A 13,991-nucleotide genomic window follows, 5' to 3' on the forward strand; every position below is an offset into this window, starting at 1 on the left:
TCAGCGCCCGGTCAGCGCGGCCCAACTGCCCGCCGCGGCATCCTTGGCGCTGATGACGGTAACCGGAAGCGGCCAGTCGATGCCGAGCTGGGGATCGTCATGGGCGACCGAGACATCCTCGGCGGGATCGTGCGGTCGGTCGATGCGATAGCAGAGGTCGGCCCACTCTGTCAGCGCCTGATGGCCATGCAATATGCCGGCCGGGACGAATAGGTGCGCGAAGGTGGAATCGTCGAGAGTGAAGCTCTGCCAACGTCCGAAAGTCGGTGATTGGGGGCGTGCGTCCACCAGCACGTCGAACACGACGCCGCGCGCACAACGGATGAGCTTGCTTTCCCCCAGGCCCGAGCGTCCATGTAGACCGCGCAATACACCTTGGCGCGAACGCGATTGGGAGTCCTGTAAGAAGTCGGCGGCCCGCACCGCCGCGCCCGCGGCGAGCTGGTACTCGTCGAATGTGGTGGCGTCGAATGTTCGGGTGAAGAACCCACGATCATCCTGGTGCGGCGTGGGCTCCATCAGCAGTACGCCGTCGATCTCGGTGGTGTGGATGCGCACTCCGCCATCCTGCCGTATCGAGGAAACATTGTGGTACCAACGGTGATCACGTGCCGGTATTGCGGAGGCCGAGAACTGCACCGGGTGTTGGACCTGGGCGCCGTACCCGCCGCCGATCACTTCCCCGCCGCTTCCAGCGCACCCGCGGCAGACGCCTTACATCCCTTGGCGATGGTGTTGTGCACCGACTGTGCCCTCGCACAGCTGGATGTCGACGACACAGACACCGAGGAGCCGCGTGCCGTGGAGCCGCAAGCCCTGCGCGATCAGGCAGCCGACGCGGTTGCCCGAGTGGACGCCGCCGGGCTGTTGAGCGGGCGCACCGTCTACGAGTTCACCAGTCCTCATGGCGGCAGCTGGCTGGATCTCGTTTTTTCCAAGGGTTTCGAGGTCAGATCTGAGGAGCCCGCGGACCTGGTGCTGGACAGCTTCGGGATGATGCACGACAGTGACCAGGCCGCGGCTATCGATATGCGCGCCCGCCGCACCGGCCCCGAGGGCGTGCTGCTTCTGCAATTCCATTCGATAGCGACGATCCTGGAGTTGGGTCAATGGAATTCGCTACGACACGGACATTTCGCCTACTACTCGCTGACCGCGCTACGCCGAATGCTTGCCGACGCGGGCATGTCCGTGGTGGCGGTATGGGAGTTCGACCTATACGGCGGCACCCTGCTGGTGGCCGCACGCCATGGCGAACATCCCCTGCCGCCCGCCGCAGAGCAGATCGTTGCACGGGAGAAAGCAAGTGGAGCAGTCGATCCCCATCGATTCGTCGAGCTGCAGCATGAGGTGGACCAGCAGGTGCGGCGCCTCACGCAGTGGCTTGATGAAAGACGTGCATCCGGAGAGCGCGTGTACGCGTACGGAGCACCGTCACGTGCGGTGGCGCTGTTTCACCGGGCCGGACTGACCACGGAGTCGGTGATGGCGGTCGCCGATGCATCTCCTGCCAAGCAGGGACGACGCATGCCCGGCACAGATATACCGATCGTGTCACCCGCGGATCTGGTGCTTGCCGATCCCGACCGGGTGCTGCTTACCCTGCCGGATCTGTATACGGAAGTCCGCCTGCGCTTTCCGGAGCTGGACGGCCGCTGGATGACCGGACTGTGCTAACGCAGTAACACCGACGCCAGGACGGGGCTGAACTGTCCGCCGGGTGCGTCGGAGGCGATGCCACAGGGACCGTTGGAGCTACCCGGCGCGAGAATCCAGAGGTTCATATCCAGACCATCGGATTGCCCCAGCACCACCGGCGATGCGCCGAGCATGCGGCCGGCAGGGTTGCACCAATCGAAGTTCCAATCCGGGTTGCCATTCTGCGACGTATCGACGACGTACCGTGGATCGCGCACACCGAACCATTGCTGCAACGCCGCCCTGATGCGTTGTGCGTAGGCGGTGATCTCGGCGGTCGGCGCGAAGGACGAGACATTGACGGCATACCCGACGCGGTCGGACACGCCCACCTTCGCCAGCAGCGCCGCCATCCGCTCGGGTGTCACCGAACCGGATGAGGTTCCCGCGTCTACGTAGACGCGGGTGTTGACGTTATTCGACGAAAAGGTCTGCACCGCATAGCGCAACGAACGGATCCGATCGTCAAAATCAGTACCCTCCAGGGATTGTCGATCGGCGAACCACAGCGCGTCCGGTTCCACTATCAGCACCAGCCGGGCCTCCCCTACCAGTGCGGACACTCGGTCGATCCATGCTCGATAGATCCGGGGCGTGACTGCGTGGTGCGGTCCGGAGAAGCCGTCATCGCGATCCGGAATGTTGTAGAGCGTCAATTGCGCGGTGCCACCGGCCTTTCGCGCGCGCTCGACGATATCGCCGATATTGCGGCTGTCGTCCTCGTCATTGCCGGTGGCCCACATCGCGATCGGGTACCGCGCGATCCGATCCCGGATGGCAGCGGCGCGCGGATCATCGGGGTGATCTCGTACCCACCACTGCACATCGAGCGCGTTCGGCACCAACGGGCCGGTATCAAGCCGACGTGCCATCGTGTCCGAGGCGTGCGGGTGCTCGAACTTGCTGGAGTCGCGTGCCAGAACCATCCCAGCTACCAGCGTCAACACCGCCAGCGCTGCTGCGCGCACCACCTGCGGACGGCGGTGTCTGGCTGCGGGCATACCGGTCACAGCGGGGAACGATACCGAGCTGTTGACCTCTACACTTGGCCCGTGTCCAACTCCGCCCCCGGGCCGGCGCCGATGCGCGTCCTGGCCATCGGGCCAGCCCCGGCGAGTCCTGAGAGCCGTGGGGGCATGGCAACCGTCATGGCGCATATGGCGGCGTTGACTGACCCCGCCGTGACCGTGCGGGTGGTGCCCACCTATGTGGATGCCGCGCGGTGGCGCTGGTTGTGGGTCGGAGTGCGCGGCATGATCGCGTCATCGTGGTTGGTCCTCACCGGGCGCGTCGACATCCTGCACGTCCACCTGGGCCACGGCGGAAGCGTGGCACGCAAGGCGATGCCGCTGTGGGCCGCGCGCATCCGCGGAGTGCCGGCGCTCATACACGCGCATAGCTTCGACTTCTGCGGTTGGTACCGGAGCCGGCACATGGCGGTGCGGCGTGCTGTGCGATGGGGACTGCCCGCGGACCGGTGGATCATTCTGGGACGGGAACTCGCCGACGAGTACGCGGCCTGTCTGGAGCTCGATCCCGCACGAGTGTCCGTGCTGCAGAATCCGGTGCGTATCCCCGATGAGCCTGCCTCCTCGCGCGGCGACACACTGACGGCCGTAAGCCTGGGCAGGCTCGGGCAGCGCAAGGGCACCTACGACATCATCCGGGCAGCATCCGAATTGGCACCCGAGGTTCGCGCCTCACTGCGTATTCACCTTGCCGGCGACGGCGACGTGGAGCAGGCACGTGCCGCGGTGGTGGCGGCCGATGTCGCGGACGTGATCACCGTGCACGGCTGGCTGGACGCGGCTGCCGGGGCCGAATTGCTCAGTGGTGCAGATATTTTCCTACTGCCCAGCTATGCCGAGGGGCTGCCCATGGCGCTTCTGGAAGCCATGGCCGCGGCCGTCGCGGTGATCACCTCACCGGTCGGATCGATCGCTGAGGTGGTACACAACGGAGAGAACGGCGTACTCGTGGCGCCCGGCGACGTCGAAGCCCTGGTGTCGGCCCTTACCCGGCTGAGTATCGACCAGACAGAGCGCCGCCGACTGGCGGCCGCCGCACGCGAGACGGTACGCGGTCTCGATATCGCAGGCTGGGAGGCGCAGCTAGTGCGGACGTGGAAGTCGCTCGCAGATCGCTAACAACCTGGCCGCAGCGTGATCCGCGGTGAAGTTTTGCGTGTAATGCACTTGAGCTTCCCAGCCGAGACGAGCGGCGACGGCAGGGTCGGCATGACGGTCGAACGCAGCGGTCAGTCCGGATGTGTCGTCACGGTGCAGTGCCACCTCCCCGGGCGGCTGGAATTCAGGCAATGCGCCCTCGGTGGAGACGATGACGTTCACCCCGAGTTGCATCGACAACGTCTGCACACCGCTCTGCGATGCTTGACGGTAGTGTACAACCGACGCCTTGGCCTCTGAAAGAGGTTGCAGCACAGAATCATAGCTGTACGGTCCGCGAATCCACCGCACCGAGTCGGGTAACGCCCTGCGGATATCGCCGTCACCGATCAGCACCAGGTTATCGCCTTGCCATGCGGGACCATCGACATGCGCCTGCCACGCATCCAGGATGAGGCCGACGTTCTTGTAGCCGTTGAGTCGCCCGACCAGTACGAAATCCCGACGCCCGCCCGCGGCAACGAAGGACGGGACCTGTTGCGGGTCCAGATCACTCGTGAGCGGAACCACCCCGACCGGCGATGGCTCGCGCCCGGTTATCTGCCGTGCGACGTAATCACTGAACGCCACCCGGTGAGCCGTGTTCTTGTCCCACCGGCGGAACGCGGCGCTTCTCCACCGCGGCACTTCTTCGGAGGCGTCGTGCGGCCGATCATCGTGGATGAGTCGCACGCGTGGCAGACCCGCGCCGAACACCTGCCAACGCGGGTCGCGGACCAGCTCATCGATCACCACGTCTGGCTGAAAAGCCCGGACTTGCGGCACCGCGCGTGCCCATGACACCCAGCCGGCCGGTTCCTTGAGTGACGGCTCCAGGACCAGCTCGTAGTCCCGCGCCGGACCGGATTCCGGATGCTGATCGGAGGTCACCAACAGCACCGCAGCACCCCGAGCTCGCAGCGCCTCGGCATGCACACGCGCCAAGGGACGCATCCACGGAGACAACCACAGGATTCTCATCCGGCATCAACCCTTGAACACCGCGGTGAAGGCCTCCTCGTACGAGTCCGCCATTGTCTCGATGGTGTACAGATCACGCATACGGTCAAATCCCTTACGCCCCAACGCTGTCAGGTGGTCGGGTGCGGTAAGGGCATTCTCGAGGGCGGTCCGCCACGCCGGCACATCGATAGGGTCGACCACCACACCGCTACCGTGGTCGAGCATGTCGGGGACCGAGCACACCGCGGAGCCGATGACCGGCACGGCCCGCGCCATTGCTTCGAGAATCACCAGGGGAAAGGCCTCGCTTCGGCTGGGCACGCAGAGCACGTCGCAATCGGCCAGCGCATGCTCGGGTCCCGGTGACCAACCCCGCCAGTGCACACGATCGCGCACCGCCTCGGGAGTGAGAGCCTGTAGTCGTTGACGATCGGGTCCGTCCCCGAATATGGAGAGTTGCCAGTCGTATTCGGTCAACCCGCTCAGCGCCTCCACCAGCAGATGCGGGTTTTTGTGTTCGACTATGCGAGACAGCATCACAAAACGTAGCGGGCCGTCCGGTTCCCTGCGCTCGGGTGCTTGCTCGGGAAGTGCGCGACGGCTGACGACCCCGTTGGGGGCGGTGAAGAAACGGGTACCCACCCGCTGGTGTGCCGACACCTCGTCCCAGTGTCTCTGCGACAGCGCGATGAACCCGTCGGCCCGGCTCATCGCCCTCGCGAGCGGACCCGAATAGGTACCCGTATTCAGCTCGGGCGGGATATGCGCCGCCACAAGCCATCTGCGGTTTAGTCCGGATGCGCGCCACAACGTTGCACATCCGGTCTCGGTGTTGGTGTCCCCCGACACCAGGATCGCGGGACCGTCGGCTGTCTCAAAGGCAGGACACCACCAGGGTTGGCGTACCACGCGCACCGTCGGCGGGATCTCGGCCACCAACGGGCCGAATCGCTGCATGCATGCGATGGTCACCGAGTATCCACGTCTATCCAGTTCGGTGGCCAGCAATACATGCTGTCGCTCGGCTCCCCCGTACACCAACCGATTCGTGGTGAGGATTACCTGTGGGCGCCCCGAGCTCGCCCCGATCCGCGCCGTGCGTGCCCGGCGGGCCCCGGGCTGCACGCGGTCCAGTACGGACGTCCCGGCCAGGTAAAAATCGGCGGTGCGCACTCCCCGCGAGTGCTCGAGTGTCAATGCGATGTTCGCGCGCAGCAGATCATCGGAACGGATGCTGCGGTGCTCATCTCCGGCGACGGTCCCCTTGGCGCTGTGCAGGACACCGGGCTCATCGACGAGAACCAGGCTCCAGCCCGCGGACCGTGCGCGCAGCTGCCAATCTGCCTCCTCGCCGTACAGGAAGAACTCCTCGTCGAACCCGCCCACCTCATTCCAGGCCTGCCGGTTGATCAACAGGCAGGCGCCGGTGAGATATCCGTCCACGGCGGTGGGGCGTGTCCGGTAGAGCTCGGAGATAACCCGGCCGCGCAAAGCCGGCGCGTAGCCCGCGCGCGACACCAACGCCCGCAGCAGATTGGGACTTCGGTGCCCGTTGTCCCACGGAAACTCACCGGGGTGCGGGGTGGCGGCCTGTATCGGTGGCGCTGCCGCCGCCACCTTCGTTTCGTTCGCAACCTGGGCGCGGGTCAACGTGAGCGGCCCCTGCACGGTGGCATCGGGATTCAACAGCAGCAGATGCGCTCGCGGCGCGAGATCTGCCAACCTGTTGACGGCCGCGGCGAATCCAAGATTTTCACCCGTACCGTGCCAATGCGCGGCGGGATAGCTCGCCCGCACGGCCTGCATTCCCGGGTAGCCCGGCCCCGAGTTGTCCCATACGTGCACCGGCAGGTCGCCAAGATGTTCGCGACAGGATTTCAGGCAGGCTGCCAACAGGTCTGGCCGTCCATACGCCACGATGCACACCGCGATACCCCCATGCACCGCGCTCACCCGAGGAGACGGCAGGTAAGCCCGATTGAGTTCGCCGTGCCTCTTCCTAGCCATGTCGCTCACCCATCAGAGGCCTCCTTACGGAGGATGTCCCGAACATCGCGCAGGTGTACGGGCCCCGCCCACAGGTTCACGCCGATGTAGACACCGGCGGCGATCACGGCGGCGATCAACTCGGGGATCCACTGTGCGGCAAGGAGTAGCGCACCCACCGCGGCCACGGTCGGTAGCCCCAACCGCAATAGGAACATCCACGGTGTGTGATAACCCGCGCAGGTCGTCAACCTGACGCTGGCGGCAATCAAGCCCACCACCTCGCTGGTTACCAGTGCGATCGCCGCACCCAGCGAACCCAGGTGAGGAATCAGGGCGACGTTGAGAACGATATTGGCAGCGAGATTGAACACATTGAGGCGCAGCAGAAACGTCTGATGATGTGCCGCGAACAGGGCCTGACTGACGGTGCCGGTCAGAAAGGTCAGTCCCACCGCGACCAGAAGCAACGGCATCACCAGGTTTGACTTGTCCACGAACTGCTCGGACCCCAGGAGCGCGACCAGATCTCGTCCCACGAAAAACCCTACGACCGCCACCGGGACCGCGATGGCGAACATCAATCCCATGGACCGGTCGATGAAGGCTGCGAATCGTTCGCGCGAGGCGGCGAACAGCCCCGTCATCGTGGACAGGGTTGCGCCCAGGAAAAAGTTCCCCACCAGTGACAAGGTGAACGCGGTCTGGTACGCCAGCCCATACCTGCCGACCTCCGCAGGTGTGCTCAACAGGCTGAGTATCACACCGTCGATTCGCCAGTAGAGCACGCCGATGATGAGCACCATTGTCTGTGGCAGGCTTTCGCGCACCAGGCCCCACGTCTCATTCGCCGACAGGATGATTCGCAACGGGGTGATCCGATGCGCCGCGATACCTTGAATCAGCAACAGTGCGGCCGGGGCGACCACCTGAGGCAGCGCATACCAAACATGTTCTGCGTCAACGGTAACCAGGAAAATCGTGACTGCCAGCATCGCGACCCGGGACAGCGTGTCCGCGAGCGCCACCGCCGAAAACCGGACCGAAGACATGAAGATCGGGTTCAGGCAGCTCGACAGTGTCGTCAGGGTGAGACTCGCGCTGATGATCAGCAGCATCGACTGCACCTCGGGGTGATCCGCATAGATGAGCCATCCCGAGAGGGCCGCCATGGCGGCAAGCGGAAGGCAATAGCTGAGCGAGAACGCAAGATTGATACCGACCAAGCGTTGCAGACTGCCGGCGCCGGCCGAGACTCGTCGGACGATGACGACGCCGATACCCAACTCTGTCAGGCTGGTCCATAAGCCGATGAAGAAGATCGCGGCATTGAGATGCCCGTACGACTCCGGTCCGAGAGCGCGGGTTGTGAGCGCTATCCCCGCGATGGAAGCGATGGTCCCCAGCACCCGGCCGCCGAGTTGCCATGCGACGGCACTGGCAATCCGGCGGCCCGACGCCGGCTCGGTGACCGGGGATCCATCGGTATGTTCGGATGTCATGTGCTACCTTGCGGCGATACGGGATGGGAACAATGCAACGACGACTGCACGCGTATGTGGCTTTGCCGCACGGCGTTTCGGCTTCGCGATGGGAGGCCCGGAACCGCGTCGATGAGGTGCCGGACCGTGCACCCTATGGACTGCACCGGCTCTCCAACTACGGAGTGATACCAACCTTCAGTGACTTCTCTTTTGGGCGCCGCCTCGAGCGCGTGGCCGGTCAGCTCCGTTATCGAACCGGTGATCTGGAGATCCTGGAAGTCGTCGCAGACCGGGCGGCGCGTCGCGAAAGCGATGTCGTCTTCTGCTACGACGAACGCACCGGAGTGCCCGCGGCCTCTGCCGCAGCGATACGCATGAGCCCACCGGTGGTGACCGGAGTCGGGTGGCTCACCGAGCCCGCGGACTCTTCGCCGATTCATCGGGGACTCGCGCGCCATGCGCTGGCCCGTAGCGCAGCGGTCTTTTCGCAGTCTCCCCCGCAGGTCGAACTGCTCTCGCGTGCCTGGGGCGTCGATGATGCCCGGCTGCATTTCGCGCCGGTAGGCATCGATACCGATTTCTATCGAGTGCAACCATGGGAGAGCGCGGATGCTCCCTTGGTGGTCAGCGCGGGTGAGGATGTCCACCGCGATCACGCACTTCTGGTCGAGGCGGTTTTGATGGCCCGTGAGCACTGTCCGGGCCTCGGGCTCGAGCTGGCCACCGCGCTGCCGATCAGCGCGCCACCCGAGGTTGTCACGCTGCACACCGAGCGGCTGTACGGACGGATGCGCGATCTGTATCGGCGATCCACACTCGTGGCGATCGCGGTGCGGCCCAACGTAATCACCGGTTCCGGTCTGACCGTCGCTCTGGAGGCCATGGCTAGTGGGCGCCCGGTGGTGATGACCGACAACCCGGGCATAGCGCACTACGTCCGCCACGACGTCGACGGTGTCCTGGTGCCACCCGGCGACCCCGACGCCTTCGCCCGCGCGATCGCGGATTTGGCGCGCGATCCCGACCGCGCCCGCGCCCTGGGAGAGGCTGGGGCACGGCGGGCACGGGCGGAGTTCAGCTCCGAACGGATGGCTGAGCATTTCGCGAGCATTATCCATGGGGTTTAGCTACTACGCGTGCCAAGGCAGTGCCGGCTCGACAGCGGCCTTTCGTAACCGCACCACTGAGGCCGGTCCCTGTATCAGGTACCTGCGGGCCATCCGGCGGGGTTCCCGACCCAACCGGTAGGACCACTCGAGTCCCCAACGCTGCATCCAATCCGGGGCGCGCGTCGCGGCGCCGGCAAGGAAGTCCGCCGATGCTCCGAAGGCCAGCAGTACGGCTGCACCGGTGGTCAGACCATGGCGCGCAATCCACAATTCCTGCAGAGGTTTTCCAAGCCCCACCACCAGGACGTCGGTGCCCGCGGCCGCGATGTCCCGCGCCAACGTATCGCTGCGATCCGAGTCGATGAGATCCGTGCGATCGGGTGCCCAGAGACCGGCCACCGCAAGACCCGGATATTCCTCTCGCAGCACAGTGCGCAGCCTGTCGTGCACCTGCGGCAGCCCGCCGAGGAATCCTACGCGTTGACCGGTGCGCGTCGCCTGTTCCAGAACCATCGGTAACAGGTCGGCTCCGGTAATCCGCGGCCAGTTCCGCCGAGTTCTGAGGCGGGCGCGGGCCACGATCGGCGCCCCGTCGGCGAGCATCAACCAATCCAGCGCGGGGCCCAGCACTGCGCAATCAGGGTTCGCGCGACCAGAACCGAAATGATGGAAATGGTCCAAGTTCACCGAGCCCACAACAAGCGGCCGAGCACCACGCGCTGAGGCACGTTTGTTCACCCCGTCCAGCACATCACGCACTGAGCAAAGATCCACCGTGACCTGGGAGATCATCACCCTTATCGGCGGGCCCAGCTCTTCTGTCGACACGGCGGATAGCCTAGCGCCGTCGATTCCGGACAGCGGGCAAGTGTGGGTTATGCTCGTGACCAATAACGCTGGTTATGGGACGGCGCGCCTGCTGCGGATAGTCCGGACGATAGCGAGAGTCGGAGCGCCCGTGAACGTCAACGACCTGGTCAAGCGGATCTTGAACCGGCGAATTGCGCTACTTCTGGTGATCCTGCTGACATGTGGCGCGGGAGCGTACGGATACACCACCGGCGTCACCGTCCGGGCATCCGCCGCGTCGGCCGTGGTCATACCACCACCCACGTATTCGTCGACCGGTGACACCCTCGGTGCGAACCCCATGCTGAACCTCTCGCCGGAGAAGGCACAGCTGGCCGGCATCCTCGCGACGTCGATGTCCAGCCAGCCCGCACAGGCCGTGATCGCTGCCGCGGCACCGGGCGTGGACTACAAGGTCTCGAACACCATTGACCTGGGACCGAGCAATCAACAGCCGTCACCACAAGTGTCGATTCTGGTGCTGTGCAGCGCCACCTCCGACTGCCAGGCAGGTGCTTCGGCATTGCTGGACGTGGCCCGCGACAACCTGGTGAAACTCCAGGTGGGCGCCTCCGTCTCCCCCGAGAACTGGGCCAGCCTCACCGTGCTGCAGGAACCCACCGCGCCGGTCGTGACGTCCTCCAGCGCCATGAAATCGGCGGGCTCCATGGCGGTGGCGGCGCTGTTGGCAGGCATCATCGTGCTGCTGGTGTACGACGCGCTTGCGGCCCGTCGTCGCAAAGAAAAGTCCACTGGCGGCCGTACCAAGATCAAGGCCCGGGCGAAGACGAAGGTCCCCGAGGCCGCAGATACACGCCCCACCCTTGCCGAACCCGTCGGTGAACCGGCTCAGGCCGAAACGAACGGCAACAGCCAGACGGTGGCAAACCCTCCGAAGCCAACGATCATCGATGATGATTTGGATAACGTCCAGATCGACGACGAGGCACTTGCCCAAGCGGTGTTGAACTGGACTCCGCCCCGACTCACCGATTTCCGTAGCTGGCGTGACGACAAGCCTTCCGCAGACCGATAGCCGAGCCACGGTGGTCTCTGGCCGCGGGCCCGACGCCGTCACGTTCGTGGCGCTGGCGTTGATCGTGCTCTTGAGCACCCGGCAGGTGTACGCGGTGTACGCGTTGAAGGGACTGAGCCCTGCCCAGGTCGCGTTGATTCTCGTCGGCGCCCTGGGTGCCTATTGGGTGCTGTCGGGCCATCGGCTTACACTCGGCGCACCCTGGCTCACGATCGCGATCCTGGCCTCCCTACTGACAACTGTGGTGTCCTTCAACGTCGTCACCACACACGTCCTTCCGCATGTGGCCCTGATTCAAGCCGGGCAGGGCATTGCCGCGTTCGCGGTAACGGTGACCGCTCTCATCGGTTTCGTCTTTCTCTTCGCCGCCTACCCCGACAATTCCGCGCGCACTATCGAGATGTTGTTGAAGGCGCTCGTCATCGGCGGTGCCATCACCGCGGCCTTCGCGCTGGTGCAGTTCGGGACCGGCCTCGATATCGCGGCCATGATCCGTATCCCCGGCATCATGAAGTTCGGGGACACCGGTGTCGCACACGGGATTGTCCGTGAAGGTGTCGTCCGTGCGCAGGGTGCCGCGGCCCATGCCCTCGAGCTGAGTGCGGTGCTGACCACGATCGCCCCCATCGGGGTGGCGCTGGTGTACAGCGCCAAGGCCGCTGGCCGTAAGGCCTGGCCGTGGGCGCTACTGACCATCGTGGTGATCGCGGGCTCGGTGGTGACGGTTTCTCGATCCGCCTTCATCGGATTAGCGGCAGCCATTCTGGTCATGTCATGGCGCTGGCCGGTTCGGCGGCTCGCGGGATTGGTCGCGGCCGCCCTCGGTGCGGCGGCAGTTGCCGCGGTGAGCGGCCTGGGTGTCTTCGACGCGATCATCAGTACCTTCATGGGCAGTGCCGACGATCCGTCGCTGCAATCCCGCGCCCGCGGAATCGATTACGTGATGTCCCATTGGACAGAGCATTTCTGGTTGGGACAGGGGGCGTTCACCTATCCGCTTGGACCCGAGCAGCCTGTCCTCGACAACGAATACCTCAGCCGCCTCATCGAAGGTGGGATCTTGGGCTTGCTGACCCTGATCGTCCTGATGATCACGGCCATCATGTACGCCGCCAGGGCGCGCAATCGCTGTGACGATGTGCCCACCACAGAGTTGATCAACGGTGTGCTCGGTGGGCTCGTCGCGCTCACTGTCGTCGCCTCGGTGTTGGATGTATCTGCTTTCCAACAAATTTCGATGGTTCGATGGCTGCTGATCGTGCTCGCGGGTGCGGCATGGGCGCTGGTCAAACGCAATCAGAAAGTCCAGACATGACACACCGGGGATTCGATCAGTCGAACGCATGGCAAGCCCGGCTCCACGACGCGGTGCCGGGAGGCGCGCATACCTACGCACGCGGAGCCGACCAGTACCCGCTGGGCATGGCACCGGTGCTCACCCACGGGGCGGGTGCGAGGGTCTGGGATGTCGATGGCAATTCCTATGTCGAATACGGCATGGGGCTGCGCGCCATAACGCTCGGCCATGCGTACGGTCCCGTGGTAGACGCGGTCCGCGAAACCCTGGCCCGGGGCGTGAGTTTCAGCCGACCCACGGTGCTGGAAGCCGAAGCCGCCGAAGACTTTCTGCGTACCGTGCCGACCGCTGAGATGGTCAAGTTCGCCAAGAACGGGTCGGATGTGACCACCGCCGCCATCCGCCTTGCCCGCGCCGTCACCGGACGCACCATGGTGGCGGCGTGCCGACAACCGTTCTTCTCGACCGACGACTGGTTCATCGGCACCACCGAGATGAACGCGGGCATCCCCAAGGCCGCGACCGACGACATCGCCAGATTCAGCTACAACGATTTCGATTCTTTGGTAACGCTTTTCAACCGTTTCCCGGGGGAAATCGCGTGCGTCATCATGGAAGCGGCCAGTGCGGCGGCCGAGCCCGCACCCGGATTCCTGGAGTCGGTGCGATCACTGTGCACCGACCACGGTGCGCTGCTGGTTTTCGACGAGATCATCACCGGATTCCGGTGGTCCTGCCAGGGCGCCCAGGCGGTCTATGGGGTAACCCCGGACCTGTCGTGTTGGGGCAAGGCCATGGGCAATGGATTTGCGATCGCCGCACTCGCCGGAAAGCGTGACTACATGGAACGCGGCGGCCTGCGGACCGATGACCCCCGGACATTTCTCCTGTCGACCACCAATGGGCCAGAGGCGGTGGGACTGGCGGCATTTCGTGCCGTGGTGCAGTCCTATCGTGATGACGCCCCGGTCCACGCGATGGAGGCCGCCGGCCGCGGCCTTGCGTCAGGGGTCGCCGAGATCACCGCCGAACTTGGTGTGGACGAACATATTCAGACCGTGGGCCGTTCGTCGTGCCTTGCCTTCGCCAGCCTCGATCCAGACAGGCAGCCGTCACAGGCGTACCGGGCACTGCTCTTGCAAGAACTTCTGCGTCGCGGCGTGCTGGGGCAATCCTTTGTGATCTCCGCCGCACACACGTCCATCGACATCGAGTTGACGCTCGAAGCGGTGCGCGGTGCCGCCGAGATCTATCGACGCGCCCTCGATGCGGGCGGTACCGACGGATTCCTGGTGGGCCCGGCCGTCGCGCCGGCATTGCGCTCACTCGCCGCGCCCCGACGGATCCCCTAGCCGCGCCCATCTTGTGGGTTCATGCGTTTATCGCCCCGCGTTCGCCTCGTTG

At 65.0% G+C, this 13,991-nt stretch carries 12 protein-coding genes; 6 read left to right on the top strand and 6 right to left on the bottom strand.

The genetic code is table 11. From position 1 onward, the window contains the following. Positions 1-558, bottom strand: a complete 558-nt coding sequence (locus tag MSTE_RS12545; protein ID WP_096501617.1) for a dTDP-4-dehydrorhamnose 3,5-epimerase family protein — start codon at positions 556-558, stop codon at positions 1-3. Here MSTE_RS12545 and MSTE_RS12550 point away from each other — a divergent pair. Then, the gene (locus MSTE_RS12550; protein ID WP_408645788.1) at positions 502-1,677 is read left to right on the top strand and encodes a class I SAM-dependent methyltransferase; all 1,176 of its coding nucleotides are present in this window, start codon (positions 502-504) and stop codon (positions 1,675-1,677) included. The genes MSTE_RS12545 and MSTE_RS12550 overlap by 57 nt on opposite strands. Here the strand turns inward: MSTE_RS12550 and MSTE_RS12555 are convergent. Continuing rightward, the gene (locus MSTE_RS12555; RefSeq protein ID WP_231897102.1) at positions 1,674-2,699 is read right to left on the bottom strand and encodes a glycoside hydrolase family 6 protein; all 1,026 of its coding nucleotides are present in this window, start codon (positions 2,697-2,699) and stop codon (positions 1,674-1,676) included. The genes MSTE_RS12550 and MSTE_RS12555 overlap by 4 nt on opposite strands. 51 nt (positions 2,700-2,750) lie before the next feature. Here MSTE_RS12555 and MSTE_RS12560 point away from each other — a divergent pair, with 51 nt between their 5' ends. Next, positions 2,751-3,845 carry a glycosyltransferase family 4 protein gene (locus tag MSTE_RS12560; RefSeq protein ID WP_157997682.1) on the top strand — a complete coding sequence of 365 codons (1,095 nt, stop codon included), beginning with the start codon at positions 2,751-2,753 and terminating at the stop codon, positions 3,843-3,845. Here MSTE_RS12560 and MSTE_RS12565 read toward each other — a convergent pair. From MSTE_RS12565 to MSTE_RS12575, 3 genes are read right to left on the bottom strand one after another with little or no spacing between them, the layout of a single operon-like run. Continuing rightward, positions 3,810-4,838, bottom strand: a complete 1,029-nt coding sequence (locus tag MSTE_RS12565) for a glycosyltransferase family 4 protein (RefSeq protein WP_408645919.1) — start codon at positions 4,836-4,838, stop codon at positions 3,810-3,812. The two genes, MSTE_RS12560 and MSTE_RS12565, sit on opposite strands and share 36 nt — an antisense overlap. 12 nt (positions 4,839-4,850) lie before the next feature. Next, positions 4,851-6,833: a glycosyltransferase gene (locus MSTE_RS12570; protein ID WP_096505813.1), complete on the bottom strand. Its 1,983-nt coding sequence runs from the start codon at positions 6,831-6,833 to the stop codon at positions 4,851-4,853. A 5-nt stretch (positions 6,834-6,838) separates the two neighbouring features. Next, positions 6,839-8,314 carry a flippase gene (locus MSTE_RS12575; protein WP_096501623.1) on the bottom strand — a complete coding sequence of 492 codons (1,476 nt, stop codon included), beginning with the start codon at positions 8,312-8,314 and terminating at the stop codon, positions 6,839-6,841. A gap of 32 nt (positions 8,315-8,346) precedes the next feature. Here MSTE_RS12575 and MSTE_RS12580 point away from each other — a divergent pair, with 32 nt between their 5' ends. Continuing rightward, on the top strand, positions 8,347-9,423 hold the full coding sequence (locus MSTE_RS12580; RefSeq protein WP_096501625.1) for a glycosyltransferase family 4 protein: 1,077 nt from the start codon (positions 8,347-8,349) through the stop codon (positions 9,421-9,423). 3 nt (positions 9,424-9,426) lie between these two features. Here MSTE_RS12580 and MSTE_RS12585 read toward each other — a convergent pair whose 3' ends face one another. After that, on the bottom strand, positions 9,427-10,233 hold the full coding sequence (locus MSTE_RS12585; RefSeq protein ID WP_157997683.1) for a WecB/TagA/CpsF family glycosyltransferase: 807 nt from the start codon (positions 10,231-10,233) through the stop codon (positions 9,427-9,429). A gap of 130 nt (positions 10,234-10,363) precedes the next feature. On the opposite strand from MSTE_RS12585, the gene MSTE_RS12590 reads away from it, so the two are divergent. The 3 genes from MSTE_RS12590 to MSTE_RS12600 are packed head-to-tail and all read left to right on the top strand — an operon-like array spanning position 10,364 to position 13,939. Beyond that, positions 10,364-11,290 (top strand): hypothetical protein, encoded by a 927-nt coding sequence (locus MSTE_RS12590; protein WP_096501629.1) that lies wholly within the window; start codon positions 10,364-10,366, stop codon positions 11,288-11,290. Then, a complete protein-coding gene (locus tag MSTE_RS12595) occupies positions 11,262-12,605 on the top strand; it encodes an O-antigen ligase family protein (protein WP_157997684.1) in 1,344 nt (447 codons plus the stop codon). Before MSTE_RS12590 ends, MSTE_RS12595 begins: the two co-directional genes overlap by 29 nt. After that, positions 12,602-13,939 carry a glutamate-1-semialdehyde 2,1-aminomutase gene (locus MSTE_RS12600; protein ID WP_096501633.1) on the top strand — a complete coding sequence of 446 codons (1,338 nt, stop codon included), beginning with the start codon at positions 12,602-12,604 and terminating at the stop codon, positions 13,937-13,939. Before MSTE_RS12595 ends, MSTE_RS12600 begins: the two co-directional genes overlap by 4 nt. Positions 13,940-13,991 lie beyond the last annotated feature (52 nt).

The sequence above is a fragment of the [Mycobacterium] stephanolepidis genome, from assembly GCF_002356335.1.
In the GTDB taxonomy this organism is placed as follows: domain Bacteria; phylum Actinomycetota; class Actinomycetes; order Mycobacteriales; family Mycobacteriaceae; genus Mycobacterium; species Mycobacterium stephanolepidis.